A 16,048-nucleotide genomic window follows, 5' to 3' on the forward strand; every position below is an offset into this window, starting at 1 on the left:
CCCATGATGGTGGCATGCCTGCCACCCGTGGTGACCTGGTGTTCGAGGACCACTTCGACGGCTCCTCGCTGGACCTGTCCGTGTGGTCGCCGTACTACCTCCCGCACTGGAGCTCGCGTACGGCGTCAGCCGCGTCGTACACCCTGGATGACTCCTGCCTCACGCTCAGCATCCCCACCGACCAAGGCCTGTGGTGCGACGGCGACCACAAGCCGGACCTGCGCGTGTCCGGGATCCAGTCCGGCAACTACGCCGGCCCGCTCGGCAGCACCATCGGCCAGCAGCCGTACCGCGAGGGCCTGGTGGTCCAGGAGGAGCAGGAGCCGTTCTGGGGCTGGACGCCGTACGGCGGGTACGTCGAGCTGAGCGCCCGGGCCGAGATCAGTCCGCGGTCGATGGTGTCGCTGTGGATGGTCGGGCTCGAGGACCAGCCGGAGCGGTGCGGGGAGATCTGCGTGATGGAGGTGTTCGGCGACGCGATCGTGCCGGGCGTGTCCACCGGGGTCGGCATGGGCCTGAAGCAACTGCGTGACCCGATCCTGCCGCAGGACTTCGAGGTCGTGCCGCTGCCGATCGACCTGCGCGACTTCCACAGCTACGCGGTCCAGTGGGTCCCCGGCGAGGCGACGTTCTTCGTCGACGGCGCGCCGATCCGGACTTGCCCGGGCGCCCCGTCCTACCCGATGCAACTGATGCTCGCCGTCTTCGACTTCCCCGACCGCAGCCTGGGCGACGACGCGCACCTCGTCCCGACCTTCATCATCGACCACATCCGCGGCTGGAACGTCGCGGAGGAGCTCGTCGCCTGACGCTATAGTCGTGCGCATGTTCCTGTGCGCGGGCAACTGGTGGGCCGTCGACTAGACGGTCTGCTTCCGCGTACCCACCCGGCCGTCTCCTGCGAGGCGGCCGTTGTGATCTCTCCTCGTGGGCGGCCCCGCACCCCGAGGATTGCCGATGGCAACAACGTTCCGGACCTGGTCCGGGCTGATCTCCGCGCTCCTGACCGGCTCCGACCTGACCGCCGCGGACACCGCGTGGGCGATGGACCAGCTGGTGCTGGGCGACGTGTCGCCGGCCCAGATCTCCGGCTTCCTGATCGCCTTGCGCGCCAAGGGCGAGACGGCCGACGAGATCAGCGGCCTGGCGTCGGTACTGCGTTCGCACGCAGCGCCGGTGCGGATCCGGGGACCGTTCGTCGACATCGTCGGCACGGGCGGCGACCGGACCGGCGCGGTCAACATCTCCACGATGGCTGCGGTCGTCGCGGCCTCCACCGGCGTGACTGTGGTCAAGCACGGTGGACGCGCTGCCTCCTCTTCCGCCGGCGGCTCTGCCGACCTGGTGGAGCACCTGGGCGTGCCGCTCGACCTATCAGCTGACGAGGCCGCGCGGGTCGCCGCCGACGTCGGGCTGACCTACCTGTTCGCTCCACGCTTCAACCCGGCGCTGCGCCACGTGGCCGTCGTACGGCGTGAGCTGGCCGTGCCGACCGCATTCAACGTGCTGGCACCGCTGCTGAACCCAGCAGACCCGCAGCACCAGCTGGTCGGTGTCGCCAACCCGCAGATGCTGCCGATGCTCGCCGGTGCACTCGCTGCGCAGGGCCGGTCCGCTCTGGTTGCCCGTGGCGACGACGGGCTGGACAAGCTGACCACTACTGGCCTCTCACGCGTCTGGGTCGTGTACGGCGGCCGCGCGTCCGAGGTGGTGTTCGACCCGCGATCGCTTGGGTTGCGGCCGGTGTCGTTGGCTGAGCTGCGAGGTGGTGATGCGGCGTACAACGCACGGGTGCTGCGCGGTCTGGTCGACGGTGAGCGTGGGGCTGTGCGAGACGTCGTACTGTTGAATGCAGCGGCTGCACTGGCCACGCTGGAGCTTGGCCAGGGGCTGCTGCTCGAGCAGCTCGCAGACTGTCTGGAGCGGTGCCGGGAGGCTGTGGACAACGGAAAGACTGCGGCAAAGCTGGCTCGCTGGACCAGTCAGTCGCTAGCGTGCCCTTAATGCGTGAGCTGCTCGACGCCGCAAGAGGCGGTGATGAGGACGCCTTCGGACAGCTGGTGGGGCCGTGGCGTGGGGAGCTGCATGCGCACTGCTACCGGATGCTCGGGTCGGACGCCGACGCGGACGACGCCGTCCAGGAGACGCTGGTGCGGGCCTGGAGCGGCCTCGGCAGGTACGAGGACCGCGGTTCGATCCGGGCCTGGCTCTACAAGATCGCCACGAACCGCTGCCTCACGCTGATCGCCAAGCGCGGGAAGCGGGAGCTGCCGACCGACCTGAACGCGTCCTTCGAGGCGGAGTGGCTGGAGCCGTACCCGTCGCGCCGATTGGACTGGACCGCACGTCTGAGTCCGGAGGCGCGAGTCATGGCGCTGGAGTCGGTCGAGCTGGCGTTCGTGGCGTCGCTGCAGCACCTGTCCGCGCTACAGCGTGCTGTCTTGCTGCTGCGCGACGTACTGGCGTTTGCTGCGCGTGAGGTGGCCGAGTTGCTCGGAACGTCGGTTGCTGCGGTCAACAGCGCGCTGCAGCGGGCGCGCGCCGTGCTGGCTTCGCTGCAGCCCAGTCAGCAGGAGACACTGCGGGAGCTGGGTGAGTCCGCCGAGCGTGACCTGGTACGCCGGTACGTAGCCGCGTGGGAAGCCGGTGACGTCAACGCGATCGTGGCGATGCTGGCCGACGACGCGAAGTACTCGATGCCGCCGCTGATGCAGTGGTTCTCCGGGCGGGCCGGGATCCGGCGGTTCCTGCTGGACGGGCCGCTGCGGGAGAAGTGGCGGTTCCTGCCGGTCCGGGCGAACGGGCAGCTCGCGTTCGGGACGTACCTGTGGGACCACGACCGGTACGTGCCGGGCGGGCTGGACGTGATCTTCGTCCGCGGGTCGGAGATCGTCGAGGTGGTGTCCTTCCTGGACGCGGACTTCGCGTCCTTCGGGCTGCCCGACGAGCTGCCGCGATGAGTTTCCTCGAGGTGCCGGGGTTGTAGGTGTGACAACCCCTTCGAAAGGACTCGAGGATGACGAACGAGCAGGAAGTCCGCACGCTGATCGAGAACTGGGTCACCGCGGTGCACGCCGGCGACCTGGACACGGTGCTCGCCGACCACTCGCCGGACATCGTGATGTTCGACGTGCCCCCGCCGTACGACGGGGTGCGCGGTGTCGACGCCTACCGCGCGACGTGGCCGGGGTTCTTCGAGTGGCAGGCCTCGGGTGCGTCGTTCGCCCTGGACTCGCTGGAGGTGACCGCGGGCTCGGACGTCGCCTTCGCGTTCGCCCTCCTGCGCTGCGGCACGCCCGCCGAGTTCGAGGCCGAGCCTGCGCTGCGCCTGCGGCTGACGATCGGCCTCCGCCGCGAGAACGGCCGCTGGACCGTCACGCACGAACACCACTCGTTCCCCATGAAATGAACCAGTTAGGCCAGTTGGGGTCTTAGGATGCGGGGGTGGTGGAGCGGTCGGCGGGTGAGGTTGCCTACGGGCGACTGACGGGCGGGCTTCGGCGTGGGGTTTATGCGCCGGGGAGCCGGCTGCCGGGTGAACGTGGGCTGGCCGAGCAGTTGGGGGTCAGCCGGGCGACCCTGCGGCAGGCCTTGGTGCGGCTCGCCGACGAAGGGCTGCTGGAGCGGTCCGCTCAGCGTGGCTGGTTCGTGCCGGAGAAGGTCGTCGGTACGCCGCCGAGCGTGCTGCAGAGCTTCACCGAGATGGCCCGTGCCCGCGGACTGCGGCCGACGTCTCGCATTCTCGACGTACGGGAGCGGCAGGCGAGTCTCGACGAGGCGGAGCTACTCGGCATCGCCCCCGCTGCGCCGGTGCTGCGGGTCTATCGGCTGCGCGGGATGAACGAGATGCCGATCTGCCTCGACGACTCCGTGCTCATCGCGGACCGAGCCCGTGCACTCGCCGACGTCGACCTGACCGACCGCTCGCTGTACCAGGCGCTCGAGGAGACCTGCGGCATCGTGGTGGCCCGCAGTGCCTACACACTGCAGGCCTTAGGCGCCGGACCGGAGCAGGCCGACCTGCTCGGCCTCACCGCCGACGCTCCGGTCCTCGTCGGCCAGGAGGTCACCTACGACACGGCTGGCCTGCCCGTACTGATCAGCCGTACGACGTACCGCGGCGATGCCTACCGCTTCCAGGCGGACCTGTTCCGTCCCGGCGTCTAGGTCCGGAGCAAGTCGGCCGCAGGCATCGTCGCCCGCAGCTCCTCGATCACCTCCGGCGTCAGCGCGACCCCTGCCTCAGCCATCGCATCCAGCACTGCACCAGCAACCGGCGGCAGCGACGTCACGACCGGCGTTGTCCCCGGTAGCTCGACCTGCAACGCCCGGACGAGCTCCTCTGCAAGCGGCGACGCCTCCGCCGTCAGCACTGACCCCGACAACGCCACCGGTACGGCGTCCACGCCAGGCGTGAACCCAATCCGGACAGCCGCCGTCCTCGCGTACTCGGCCAAGTGAGCCGCCTGAGTCCGCACGATCTCGACGGCCACGGCATCACCAGCAGCCGCCAGGCCGTGCACTACCCGGGCGGCCTGGGCCTTGTCCTGCCACGGCCGCGACCCGACTCGCTGGGTGAAGGCGTGCCGCAGTTGCTCGACGTCGTCGTACCCGTAGAGCTGCAGCAACGACGCAGTCAGCGCAGTCTCCGGCCCCAGACCGAGCGCGTGCCGGTAGAAGGCGTGCAGCGCGCGGTCGCCCATGCCACCTGCGCCCAGCGGCTCCAGGATCCACCAGCTTGCACTCCACTCGCGCTGCGTGGGTCCTCGTCCGGCAACAGCGGGCCCCGTCCCGGCCACGACGGCCACGCCGACCCCAGACGGCTCGATGCAACGGATCGGGGCGAAGCCGTCGTTCAGAATCGACACCTGCCGCAAGCCCGGCAGCCGGGACGACAAGGTCTCCACCCAGAACGCGTGGTCCTCCGGCCAGTCCACACCGGCCAGCCGGAACGCTGCGCCGGCGATGTCGCCCATCGACTCACCCGCGGCCTGCTCGACGGCATCGACGACGGAGTCCACTGCCTCCTCAGGCCGCGAGGCGCCGTAGATGTCGCCGATACCGGACCGAGCTGCTCCGCAGACCTTCCCGCTGCTCATGCAGAGGATGGCCGCGGTCTTACTGTTGCCGGCGTCGACCCCGAGGTACATCACCTACGGGACCAACCGCGCCGGCAGGTGGGCCGCGTGTGCGTGTGCCATCTCCAGGTAGAGCGCCTCCGCCGTGGGCAGCGACGGCACCAGCGGGTGCGCGGCCAGCGCCCGGACCGCGTCTCGGCTGTCGCCCTCCCACGCCGCGTGCGCCGCGAGTACCTGGTGCTCGGCCAACGCCTTCACGAGACCCGCCACCGAGTGATCGAGGGCCGGCTGCGGGATCGGCGTGAACGCGCTCGCATCCACCCGAGTCGGGACCTCGACGACGACGTCCTCGTCGAACCCGGGCAACGCGCCACCGGCGTTCGGCAGGTTCACCGGCAAGACGTCGCCAGTGTCGTTGAAATGCGCGTGCATCGCGTCGATCGCCAGCTCCAACTCGTGGATCCCACCCCGCGATCGCGCCTGGTCGAGCACGGGATCGTCGGAGCGGGACTGCTCGGTGTAGTGCTCCCAATAGCCGGGTACGGCGTTCAGGATCACCTCGGCGCGGACCTTCGGATCGGCCTGCATGCGCCGCAGCATGTCGTCGCGGAAGTAGTAGTACTTGAAGTACTCCGACGGCACGCGCCCCATCGTCACGGCGAGCCGCAGCAGCCGACGCTGGTCCTCGTCCAACTCCTTGTCGCGCGCCTCGAGTCCTTCGCGCAGCAGCGGGATGACGTCCTGGCCGTCGTACTCGTTGAAGGTGCTCCAGCACAGGTGGTTGATGCCGGCCATGGTGACGTTCAGCTTCTCCGGGTCGAGTCCGGCGGCGCGAGCGACGTACTCCGGGAAGATGATCGGGCCCTCGCACAGCGACACGGTCGGGATGTCGGTGTACGACGTCATCGCCTGCGCGACGATGTTGACCGGGTTGGTGTAGTTGAAGATCTTCACCTGTGGACAGACCGCCGCGATGTCCGCCGCGACCTCCTTCATCACGGCGACAGACCGCAGCGCCATGAAGAACCCACCGGGGCCCTGGGTCTCCTGCCCGATCACCCCGTGTTTCAACGGGATCCGCTCGTCCAGAGCGCGCGCGGCGAAGCCACCCGGGCGGAAGCTGGACAGCAGCGCGTCACAGTCCCGCAGGCCTTCGCGGCGGTCGGTCGTGGCGGTCACCGTGATGTCGACGCCCGCGGCCTTGGCCATCCGCTCGGCCAGCTCGCGGATCAGCGCGAGCCGGTCGGCGTCGAGGTCGATCAGCACGACCTCCGAGCCGGCGAACCGCTCGCCCTTGTGCATGAACGACGCCATGGTGCCCGCGGCGCGGGTGGAGCCACCGCCCAGGTAGGCGAGTTTGATGCGCGACAAAGCAATCTCTCCTCAGGTCGTGGTCTCGTCGACGAAGAGCGCGGGATCGGGGCACTCGTGCACGATGGTGGCCGGCCACTGCGCGTCGTACCGGCGGGCCGCGCGGAGCCGGGCGACGGCCGTCCGCTTGTCGTTGCCGTGCGCAACCAAGACGGCCGACCGGGAATGGCGGGCAATGGTTTCGATGCCGACAGTGACGCCGTACGACGGGACTTGGTCGAGGGAGGCCAAGGTCGGGAAGGTCGCCAGGTTGTCGCGGCGGAGCGGCTCGGTCAGCTGGGCGACCCGGGATCGGGAGTGGCGGTCGCTACCTGCTGCGTTGAAGGCGATGTGCCCGTCGGACGCACCCGAGGCCAGGATGAACAGGTCGACGCCACCGGCTGCCTCCAGGCGGCGGTCGTAGTCCTCGGGGTCCTGCGGATCAGGCACCCAGACATGCTCGGGCCGGATGCCGCGGCCGGGCCCGGCCGCGGCTGACAACGGCTCGACGATCCACTCGCGTGCGAACCGGCGGCAACTGTGCGGGAGAGCGGGCGCGATGTACGCGAAGCCTTGGCCGGACGGCTCGACGTACTCGTCCATCATCGCGATGACCAGGCCGGACAAGTCCGATCCGCGGCTCCGGACGAGGGCCGCGAGTGCCGTGTAGGTGCTGACCGGGCTGCGGCCGCCGGGACAGCCGAGCACGTAGGGCCGGCCGGCGCCACGCGCCGCGTCGATTCCGTCGGCGATCCGCTCCGCCAGCGCGAGACCGAGCTCGGTAGGCGTCGGGAAGACGGTGACGCGCATGCGCTCCCTTCCACTCGACCATCTAGACCTGATGAACCTATCTGGTTCAACTGGTCTACAGCAAGGGTCAGACCGCCTGGCGGAGGATGGTCTCGGCCACCAGGTCAGGACAGCGGAGGCTCGGGTAGTGGTCGGCGCCGGGCAGCCAGATGAAGTCGGCGTTGGGGATCCGGGCCGCGGTCGCGCCGGCCACGGCCGCGAGGATCGACCGATCCTTGTCGCCGACCATCACGACGGTCGGCGCCTGGATCTCGTGCAGCCGGTCGTAGACAGGCCGGCCCTTCCGCAGGAAGTCGCCCTGGTCGAACCACGCCGGTACGGCGGCCTCCAGCTGAGCAACCACCGCCTCGTCGGCTCCGGCGGCCGCCCACAGCCGCAGCCCAAGCTGCACGGCCCCGGCCACGTCCCGCTTCTCCGCGAGCGCTTCGAATTCCGCATCGACCTCCGGATCTTCAGGCATCGGAAACCCGCTGACGCCCGGACACAGCAGCACCAGCGCCCGCACCCGCGCCGGCTCGTCCAACGCCAAACTCAGCGCCGTATCCCCGCCCAGGCTGCACCCGACCAGCACGACCTCCTCGAGCCCCAGCTGATCGAGCACACTCACCAAGTCCCCGACCAACGAGAACTCACCCGTCGGCGGAGCGGATCGCCCGTACCCGCGGACGTCGTACCGCACCACCCGATGCCGCTCCACCAACCGCGGCATCACCGGATCCCACCCCCGCGAATCCCCGAGCCCTGAGTGCAGCAGAACCACTGGCACCCCCGGCCCAGCCACATGCTCAGCCCAAACCTCACCACCCCGAACCGGAACCCGCATCTCCATCCCCCCACCCTCCCACGACCACCCGCAGACGACCCTGCGCTCAGCCGTCTTCGTTGCGGGTTGGTTCTAGGCGCGCGGTTGCAGGTGGCTGCGGTAGGTGAGGAGGCCTTCGACTCCGCGCAGGAAGGTTTCGGTGATGGGTTTCGGATCGGTCAGGCAACCGGCGGTCATGGCGCCGTCTCGGAGCATGATGAAGTGCCGCGCGGCGGGTTCCGGGTCGGGCTTTCCGGTGTCCGTGAAGAGCTCGGTGATCGTGGCCAGGAACCACTGCCGGTGCCTGAGAACCGCTTGGTGGACCGGATGAGTCGGGTCGGGGTACTCCGCGGCGGCGTTGAGGAACGCGCAGCCCCGGAAGCCGGGGCGCTGGATGTCGTCGGCGATGAACCGGCCGACAGTTCGTATGACGTCGTCGGGGGATGCGTCCTCAGTCCGGGCCGCGTCCACCCGTGCGCGGATCGCCTCGTCGGCTTGTGTCAGGTAGGCGACGACGAGGTCGTCCTTGCTCGGGAAGTGCCTGTACAGCGTGGCGCGCGTCACCGGTGCGGCAGCGATCACGCGATCGATGCCGACCGCGTGCAGGCCTTCGGCATAGAAGAGTTCACTAGCCGTCTTGAGCAGCCGATACCGCGCTTCCGACATCCGCTTTCCTCCCTCGAAGTACTGCGTCGAGGCTAGCAGACAGAACGATCGGTCTTGACAATCGCCGACCAGCTTGCGCAAGATCAGGTGTACCGATCGTTCTGTCTCCCAGTTCGGCGCCGCCGGGCGGGATCACCCACCGCTTCACCATCGAGAGAGGGACCTGATGTCCGGATCCATCGTCGCCGGCGACATAGCTGATGCCACCAGCGCGGCACAAGGCCTGCGGAACCTGTACTACGCCCGCTTCGGATTCGCCGTCGTCTGGGCGGGCCTGCTCGCCCTGACCGCTTCGACGCTCAACCCGGCGAGCATCGCCCTGCTGGTGATCTACCCGCTCTTCGACGTCGCCGCGGCCGTGATCGACTTCCGCTCTTCGGGAGCCGACCGTCCGAGAGTGCCGCTGTACGTCAACATGGCGGTGAGTCTGCTCGCCGCCGTCGGGTTGGCCGTCGCCGTCACCTCCGGCATTCCCGATGTCCTACGGGTGTGGGGCGTTTGGGCCATCACCGCAGGCATCGTTCAACTGATCGTCGCGATCTTGCGCCACCGGCTCGGCGGCCAGTGGGCGATGATCCTCAGCGGCGGAATCTCCACCCTCGCCGGCACCAGCTTCATCCTGCAGGCCGCCGACGCGAAGCCGTCGCTCACCACCCTCGCCGGGTACGCGACGCTGGGCGGCATCTTCTTCCTGATCTCAGCGATCCGCCTCCACCGCCGCGCCACGACCAAGTAACAAGCAGCCACCTGCGACCGGCAGCCGGCGGGGTGAGCGGTCAGCGGCTTCCGAAGGTCTCCAGGAGGGTTTGACGTTCGGCATCGGTGAGGTTGGTGTGGACGAGTTTGCTGCCCATGCCGTGGAAGCGCTCGCCCAGGCGATCGAGGTCCCCTTGCTCGGTGACGACGAACAGGGCGGAGGTCCCCTCGGTCACTTCGGTGCGGATCCGCTCGAGGTCTTCCTTCCTGATGCCGACGTCCTCGGTCGCCTTGCTGATCGCGCCGATCGCGGCACCGACGACGCCACCGATGATCGGCACGAAGAAGAGCGCTCCGAGCAACACACCCCAGAACGCACCCCACCCGGTGCCTCGCCAGGTCTCCTCGTGGCTCTGGTGCGTCGCCGGCTTGGACTCCCCTTTCGGCCAGCTGACCACCGCATGGTCGAGGATCTTCACCAGCCCGTCGGCCTGAGCATCCCGCAGCACCCGCACGGCCCGGTCGGCGCCGTCCGGATCATCGAACTTCCACACCGTGAACGCGGTCATGCCACCGCTCCTCCACCTCGAGGCCTCGGCGCAGCCTTTCGATCCCAACCAGCAGGGGGCGTACGCCGACGACCGGTTGTCCGTCCGCCGGAACCAATCACAGAACTCCCAGGCCCCGGGCACCTCATCCCCTCGGGATGAGCCGATCGCGAGCCCGGCCAGGGAGCGTGGATGCGGGGTGGCGTGTCGTTCCCGCCCGGGCGGGCCGGCGTTCGGTCCGACATGTCCTGACAGACAGAGAGGGGTCGCTGCAGATGGGCGAGTTGGTGACGTACCAGGATGGAGAGCCGTTCCCGGGGGTTGTGGGCCGGACCAGCGACGAGTCGAGTCCGGCGTGGCCGACACCGCCACGAGCGCGCGACGGAGCGCCGAACGTACTGATGTTCGTCCTCGACGACGTCGGCTTCGGACAGCTGTCGTGCTTCGGAGGACTGGTGGACACGCCGGTGCTGGACCGGCTGGCGGACAACGGCCTGCGCTACACCAACATGCACACCACGGCGCTCTGCTCACCGTCGCGCGGAGCCATCCTCACCGGGCGGAACCACCACTCGCTGGGGCTGGCCACCATCGCCGAGACGTCCACCGGCTACCCGGGCTACAACGCGATTCTGCCGTTCGACAAGGGAATGCTCAGCGAGATGCTGAGGCCGCAGGGCTACAACACCTTCCTGGTCGGCAAGTGGCACCTGTCTCCACCCGAGCACGAGACGCCGGCCGGTCCGTACGACCGCTGGCCGCTCGGCCGAGGCTTCGAGCGGTTCTACGGCTTCCTCGGCGGAGACACCAACCAGTGGTACCCCGAGCTCGTCTACGACAACCACTCGGTCGAACCGCCCGCGCGTCCCGAGGACGGGTACCACCTGAGCAGCGATCTGGCCGACAAGGCGATCGAGTTCGTCAAGGACGCGTACGTCAACGCCCCGGACAAGCCGTTCTTCCTGCACTACTGCACCGGCGCCGGGCACGCGCCGCACCATGTGCCGAAGGAGTGGGCGGACAAGTACAAAGGCAAGTTCGACGCGGGCTGGGACGAGTACCGCACGGTCGTCCACGCGCGTCAACTGGAGCTGGGCGTCCTCCCGCCCGGCACCCGGCTGTCCGCGCACGACCCCGACGTACCCGAGTGGGAGACCCTGCCGGAGAGTGCGAAACGTGTCTACGCGCGAATGATGGAGGTGTACGCCGGCTTCCTCAGCTACACCGACCACCAGTTCGGGCGAGTGATCGACTTCCTCGAGGAGATCGGCGAGCTGGACAATACGCTCTTCGTGATGATCTCCGACAACGGCGCCAGCTCGGAGGGCGGACCGGTCGGTTCGCTGAACGAGATGATGTTCTTCAACAACGTGCCCGAGTCGATGGAGGAGAACCTCGAACGGATCGAGGAGATCGGCGGCCCGAACGTCTTCAACCACTACCCCTGGGGCTGGACGAACGCCGGCAACACCCCCTTCCGGCGCTGGAAGCGCGAGACCTATCGCGGCGGCACCAGCGACCCATGCATCGTGTCCTGGCCCGACGGGATCTCCGCTCGCGGCGAGCTTCGGACGCAGTACGCCCACATCATCGACCTGGTCCCGACGGTGCTGGACGCGCTCGGCCTGACCCCGCCGAAGGAGATCCGCGGGGTCACCCAGGCGCCGATCGAGGGCGTGAGTTTCGCGCACACCTTCGACGATTCCGACGTCGGCACCCGGCACCACACGCAGTACTTCGAGATGTTCGGCCACCGCGCGATCTACCACGACGGCTGGCGCGCGGTCTGCCCGTGGCCGGGCCCGAACTTCACCGAGGCGGCGCAGAAGAACCGCCACTACGGAGACCCCATCGACGCCACGATCCTCGCCGATCTCGAGGCGAACGACTGGGAACTGTACGACCTGAGCAACGACTACGCGGAGACCGAGAACCTGGCCGCCGAGCATCGCGACAAGGTGATCGACATGGTCGGCCGCTGGTGGGCCGAGGCCGGCAAGTACGGCGTGATGCCGCTCGACGGCTCGATGCTCCAGCGAGTGAACGTCGAGCGACCGACCATCGGCAAGCCACGCGAGACCTTCGTCTACTACCCCGGCGGCGCGCCGGTGCCGTTCTCAGCGGCGCCGAAGGTCTACAACCGCGCGTTCAGCATCACGGCCGACGTGCAGGTCCCGGACGACGGTGCTGAGGGAGTGCTGGTGGCGCATGGCGGCCGCGTCGGCGGCTACTGCCTGTTCGTGAAGGACGACAAGCTGCACTTCGCCTACAACTTCCTCGGCCGGGATCTCTTCATGGTCGTCTCCGACGTCGACGTACCCCACGGCGATGTCTCGTTGCGCTACGAGTTCGAACCGACGGGCAAACCAGACTTCAAGGCCGGGAAGGGAGTGCCCGCCCAAGGCCAGCTCTACATCGACGGCCAGCTGGTCGGCGCCGTCGAGATGCCGCACTCCGTACCCAACATCTTCAGCACCGAGGGCCTCACCTGCGGCCGGGACAGCGGAAGCCGGGTCGCCCACGACTACTACCAGGACGACTTCCCCTTCACCGGCACCCTCAAGCGCGTCGCCATCGACCTCTCCGGAGACCTCATCGTCGACACCACCACCGACCTGAAGGTCGCCATGGCCCGCCAGTAGAGAGGATTGTGGCCCGGCTTCATCCGGTCCGGGGGATGCTGCGGTGGATCGTTCGCGCGGAGGGTTGGGCGCATGACGACCTCCCGAGATGCCAGCGTCACTGTCCGCGACCAGCACAAGGACGCCCTTGCGTCGATGCCGTTCTCCGACGAGCAGGACGTCGAGGACGCGAACCGTGGCCTCCTCGTACCGATCGAGGAGGCGGTCGTCGGCGCGGACGGAACCGTGTTGTGGGACAACTCGACGTACGACTTCCTGGCGGGCGACTGCCCGGACACGGTGCATCCGAGCCTGTGGCGACAGTCGCAACTGGCTGCGATCGACGGGCTCTTCGAGGTCGTACCCGGCATCTACCAGGTTCGCGGGATGGACCTGTCGAACACCACTCTCGTCGAAGGCGAGGAGGGCATCGTCGTTTCGACACGCTGCTGTCGGTGGAGACCGGCGCGGCCGCGCTCGCGCTGTACCGCAAGCACCGTGGCGACCGGCCCGTGAAAGCCGTGGTGATCACGCACTCCCATGTCGACCACTTCGGGGGCGTCAAGGGCTTCGTCTCCCAGGACGAGGTCGATGCCGGGCAGGTTCGGATCTTCGCTCCCGAGGGCTTCATCGAGCACGCGGTCGCCGAGAACGTCTACGCCGGTACGGCGATGAACCGGCGGGCGGCGTACATGTACGGCGCGGCACTGGCCCGCGGACCACAGGGCGGAGTCGGCGCCGGGCTCGGCCAGACCGTCTCGATCGGCGCGGTCTCTCTGACGGAGCCGACGGACCTGGTCACGACGACCGGCTACGAGACAACCGTCGACGGCGTCCGCATGGTCTTCCAGATGGCTCCCGACACCGAGGCGCCGTCGGAATTCCTGATCTACCTGCCCGACTTCAAGGCGTTGTGTGCTGCCGAGGACGCCACGCACAACCTGCACAACCTGCTGACCTTGCGTGGCGCGGTGGTCCGCGACTCGCACCGGTGGTCGCAGTACCTGACCGAGACCATCGATCTGTTCGGCGGCGACGTCGAGGTAAATGGTGCTGCCGCCGGCGCTCGAGAAGGCCTGGAGCACGCACGGGTACTACGGCTCGGTGAGCCACAACGTGAAGGCGATCTACCAGCGCTACCTCGGCTGGTTCGACGGCAATCCGGCGCATCTGTGGGAGCACCCGCCGGTCGAGCGGGCGAAGCGGTACGTAGATCTCGCCGGCGGTATCGACGCCACGGTCGCGGCCGCCCGGATCGCCTTTGACGCCGGTGACTTCCGGTGGGCCGCGGAGGTCGCCAACCACGCCGTGTTCGCACAGCCCGACCACGCCGCGGCGCGCGAGGTCCTGGCCGACACCTACGAGCAACTCGGCTACGGCTCGGAGAACGGCACCTGGCGCGACTTCTACCTGTCCGGCGCCACGGAGCTCCGCCACGGCCAGTTCGGTACGCCGACCGAGACGGCGGCTCCCGATGTCATCGGGCAACTCACTCCGGCGATGCTGTTCGACGCCATCGCCATCCAGGTCAACGGGCCGAAGGCGTGGGACGAGAAGCTCACGATCGACGTAGCACTGACAGACACAGGCGAGCAGTACCGACTGCGGCTGGCAAATGGTGTCCTCACGTACAGCGGCCGGCCACAGCGGGGCGACGCCGACGCGACGCTGACGACCACCAAACGGGCCCTGCCTGCGCTGGCACTGGGCGGCCTGACCGCCGACGCCCTCGCTGCCGCAGGCCTCGAGCTGACCGGCGACGCCGGCGCCCTCGCCCGGCTCACCGCAGCACTGGACCCAGGCGACAAGAACTTCCCCATCGTCACGCCATAGCCACAGACTTCTCGAGCGGAGGGTGTGGGATTCGAACCCACGATGACGGTCACCCGCCATACCGGTTTTCAAGACCAGCGCACTCGGCCGCTATGCGAACCCTCCAGGCGACGTGTCGCCGAGCGTTGAGGATAGCGCGGGGGTCGGGGGCGCGGCCAACGGGCGTGCGGGGGCGGGGAGCGGACTGTAGCCTCTGCGGAGAGGCGGACGGGCCGCGTGGTTGTGCGGACGGAGGTGAGGGCAATGTCTCGGCTGTTCGAGGACATGGCACGCACCGTCCGGTCGGCTCGCTGATCAGCGACTGACCGGATCACCCGCCGGCGCCGGAGCGGCGCCGGTTGTCAGGCTGTTCCGTCATGCCCTCTGGAGATCTGGATGCGATCCCTCCGTACTGCTCTGCTGCCCTCGGAGCTCGGCCGCGACTTCGGCAAGATCTGGCCGGCCTCGATCATCTCGAACCTCGGCGACGGCGCGATGCTCGCCGCCGGGCCGCTGCTCGTCGCCTCGATCACGCGCGAGCCCGCCGCGGTCGGCGCGGCCGCGTTCGTCCAGCAACTGCCGTGGTTGCTGTTCGCCTTGTTCAGCGGGGCGCTCGTCGACCGGCTCGACCGCCGGTTGATGATCGTTGCCGCCGACATCTTTCGCGCGACCGTCCTCGCCGGACTGGGCGCCGCCGTACTGCTGGACACTTCACCTCTGTGGGCGATCTACGTCGCGCTGTTCCTGCTCGGTACGGCGGAGACGCTCGCCGACAACGCATCGGGTGCGCTGCTGGTGAGCGCCGTACCCAAGGAGCACCTGGGTAAGGCGAACGCCCGGTTGTTCGCCACTGGCACGCTGGTGCAGCTGCTCGGCGGGCCGCCGCTCGGCGCGTTGCTGTTCGCGGTCGGCGCGGGCGTACCGCTGGTGTTCAACGCCGTCACGTTCGCCGCCGCAGCTGCACTCATCGCGCGGGTCGCCATACGTCCGCCGCTTCCAGAGAGGCCTGGTACGGCGCTCTGGAGCGAAGTGCGGGACGGGGTCCGCTGGCTGTGGGCGCACGCGGGCGTGCGGACGCTGGCATGTTCGATCCTGGTCATGAACATCACGTTCTGTGCGGCCTTCGCGACCTGGGTGCTGTTCGCGCGGGAGCGGCTCGGGCTGACTGAGACGCAGTTCGGGCTGCTGGTGTCGGTCGGTGCGGTCGGTGGCCTGCTTGGCATGCCGGTGTACCACCTGCTCGAGCCACGGGTCGGCTCGCTGACTCTGCTGCGGGCCGGTCTGGTCATCGAGACGACAGTGCACCTCATCCTCGCGCTGACACGGAGTCCGTGGGTCGCCGGCGCGACTATGGCGGTGTTCGGCGTCCATGCGGTGGTGTGGGGCATCGTGTCGACCACAGCGCGGCAGCTTGCAACACCAGAGCCGCTGATGGGGCGGGTGAACAGCGTGTACCTGCTGGCCTCTGTCGGCGGCGCGGCGATCGGCTCGGCGCTGGGCGGCGTACTGGCGCAGAACTTCGGACTGGCCGCGCCGTTCGCCGGTGCGTTCGTTGGCATGGTGCTGATGACAGTGGTCGCGTGGCGGCCGCTCAGGCACGTCTCGGTACGGCGGACGCCCGCCGCGGACCCGGTGGCCGACTGAAAAGGGCTGGAGGCTCTCGGC

16 protein-coding genes, 1 tRNA gene and 1 pseudogene are annotated in these 16,048 nt (G+C 68.8%); 11 read left to right on the forward strand and 7 right to left on the reverse strand.

Annotation, left to right across the window (positions count from 1 at the left end; all coding sequences use genetic code 11):
- Positions 1 to 14: 14 nt before the first annotated feature.
- From ACIBGM_RS37355 to ACIBGM_RS37375, 5 genes are all read left to right on the forward strand, one after another.
- A complete protein-coding gene (locus tag ACIBGM_RS37355) occupies positions 15 to 809 on the forward strand; it encodes a glycoside hydrolase family 16 protein (protein ID WP_396388233.1) in 795 nt (264 codons plus the stop codon).
- A gap of 148 nt (positions 810 to 957) precedes the next feature.
- A complete protein-coding gene (trpD, locus tag ACIBGM_RS37360) occupies positions 958 to 2,004 on the forward strand; it encodes an anthranilate phosphoribosyltransferase (protein ID WP_396388234.1) in 1,047 nt (348 codons plus the stop codon).
- On the forward strand, positions 2,004 to 2,960 hold the full coding sequence (locus ACIBGM_RS37365) for a sigma-70 family RNA polymerase sigma factor (RefSeq protein ID WP_396388236.1): 957 nt from the start codon (positions 2,004 to 2,006) through the stop codon (positions 2,958 to 2,960). The genes trpD and ACIBGM_RS37365 overlap by 1 nt, the downstream gene beginning before the upstream one ends.
- Positions 2,961 to 3,016: 56 nt before the next feature.
- Positions 3,017 to 3,409 (forward strand): SgcJ/EcaC family oxidoreductase, encoded by a 393-nt coding sequence (locus tag ACIBGM_RS37370; protein ID WP_360534915.1) that lies wholly within the window; start codon positions 3,017 to 3,019, stop codon positions 3,407 to 3,409.
- A 35-nt stretch (positions 3,410 to 3,444) separates the two neighbouring features.
- The gene (locus ACIBGM_RS37375) at positions 3,445 to 4,167 is read left to right on the forward strand and encodes a GntR family transcriptional regulator (RefSeq protein ID WP_360534913.1); all 723 of its coding nucleotides are present in this window, start codon (positions 3,445 to 3,447) and stop codon (positions 4,165 to 4,167) included.
- On the opposite strand, the gene ACIBGM_RS37380 is transcribed toward ACIBGM_RS37375, so the two are convergent.
- The 5 genes from ACIBGM_RS37380 to ACIBGM_RS37400 form a co-directional block, all read right to left on the reverse strand.
- Positions 4,164 to 5,150 (reverse strand): N-acetylglucosamine kinase, encoded by a 987-nt coding sequence (locus ACIBGM_RS37380; protein WP_396388371.1) that lies wholly within the window; start codon positions 5,148 to 5,150, stop codon positions 4,164 to 4,166. The two genes, ACIBGM_RS37375 and ACIBGM_RS37380, sit on opposite strands and share 4 nt — an antisense overlap.
- 3 nt (positions 5,151 to 5,153) lie before the next feature.
- Positions 5,154 to 6,449 (reverse strand): glycoside hydrolase, encoded by a 1,296-nt coding sequence (locus ACIBGM_RS37385; RefSeq protein ID WP_360534909.1) that lies wholly within the window; start codon positions 6,447 to 6,449, stop codon positions 5,154 to 5,156.
- 12 nt (positions 6,450 to 6,461) lie between these two features.
- Positions 6,462 to 7,238, reverse strand: coding sequence for a 6-phosphogluconolactonase (locus ACIBGM_RS37390; protein ID WP_396388237.1), 777 nt, complete (start codon positions 7,236 to 7,238; stop codon positions 6,462 to 6,464).
- Between the two features lie 67 nt (positions 7,239 to 7,305).
- The gene (locus ACIBGM_RS37395) at positions 7,306 to 8,067 is read right to left on the reverse strand and encodes an alpha/beta fold hydrolase (protein ID WP_396388238.1); all 762 of its coding nucleotides are present in this window, start codon (positions 8,065 to 8,067) and stop codon (positions 7,306 to 7,308) included.
- 66 nt (positions 8,068 to 8,133) lie between these two features.
- Complete coding sequence (locus ACIBGM_RS37400; protein ID WP_360534905.1) at positions 8,134 to 8,706, reverse strand: TetR/AcrR family transcriptional regulator; 573 nt, start codon at positions 8,704 to 8,706, stop codon at positions 8,134 to 8,136.
- Positions 8,707 to 8,872: 166 nt separating this feature from the next.
- Here ACIBGM_RS37400 and ACIBGM_RS37405 point away from each other — a divergent pair, with 166 nt between their 5' ends.
- Entirely contained in the window at positions 8,873 to 9,442 is a 570-nt protein-coding gene (locus ACIBGM_RS37405) for a hypothetical protein (protein WP_360534903.1), read from the forward strand.
- A gap of 40 nt (positions 9,443 to 9,482) precedes the next feature.
- On the opposite strand, the gene ACIBGM_RS37410 is transcribed toward ACIBGM_RS37405, so the two are convergent.
- Positions 9,483 to 9,971 carry a DUF1269 domain-containing protein gene (locus ACIBGM_RS37410; protein WP_360534901.1) on the reverse strand — a complete coding sequence of 163 codons (489 nt, stop codon included), beginning with the start codon at positions 9,969 to 9,971 and terminating at the stop codon, positions 9,483 to 9,485.
- Positions 9,972 to 10,225: 254 nt separating this feature from the next.
- Between ACIBGM_RS37410 and ACIBGM_RS37415 the strand changes: the two genes are divergently transcribed.
- From ACIBGM_RS37415 to ACIBGM_RS37430, 4 genes and pseudogenes are all read left to right on the forward strand, one after another.
- Positions 10,226 to 12,592 (forward strand): arylsulfatase, encoded by a 2,367-nt coding sequence (locus ACIBGM_RS37415; RefSeq protein WP_360534899.1) that lies wholly within the window; start codon positions 10,226 to 10,228, stop codon positions 12,590 to 12,592.
- Between the two features lie 72 nt (positions 12,593 to 12,664).
- Complete coding sequence (locus ACIBGM_RS37420; RefSeq protein WP_396388239.1) at positions 12,665 to 13,087, forward strand: hypothetical protein; 423 nt, start codon at positions 12,665 to 12,667, stop codon at positions 13,085 to 13,087.
- Positions 13,027 to 13,188, forward strand: a pseudogene (locus ACIBGM_RS37425) (MBL fold metallo-hydrolase); the annotation flags it as partial. The gene ACIBGM_RS37420 and the pseudogene ACIBGM_RS37425, both read left to right, overlap by 61 nt.
- A 487-nt stretch (positions 13,189 to 13,675) precedes the next feature.
- On the forward strand, positions 13,676 to 14,404 hold the full coding sequence (locus ACIBGM_RS37430; RefSeq protein WP_396388240.1) for an alkyl sulfatase dimerization domain-containing protein: 729 nt from the start codon (positions 13,676 to 13,678) through the stop codon (positions 14,402 to 14,404).
- Positions 14,405 to 14,420: 16 nt separating this feature from the next.
- On the opposite strand, the gene ACIBGM_RS37435 is transcribed toward ACIBGM_RS37430, so the two are convergent.
- Positions 14,421 to 14,509: transfer RNA gene (locus ACIBGM_RS37435), tRNA-Ser, on the reverse strand.
- A gap of 270 nt (positions 14,510 to 14,779) precedes the next feature.
- Between ACIBGM_RS37435 and ACIBGM_RS37440 the strand changes: the two genes are divergently transcribed.
- A complete protein-coding gene (locus ACIBGM_RS37440; protein WP_396388241.1) occupies positions 14,780 to 16,027 on the forward strand; it encodes an MFS transporter in 1,248 nt (415 codons plus the stop codon).
- Positions 16,028 to 16,048: the final 21 nt, after the last annotated feature.

The organism is Kribbella sp. NPDC050470, assembly GCF_044458365.1.
Classification (GTDB): domain Bacteria; phylum Actinomycetota; class Actinomycetes; order Propionibacteriales; family Kribbellaceae; genus Kribbella.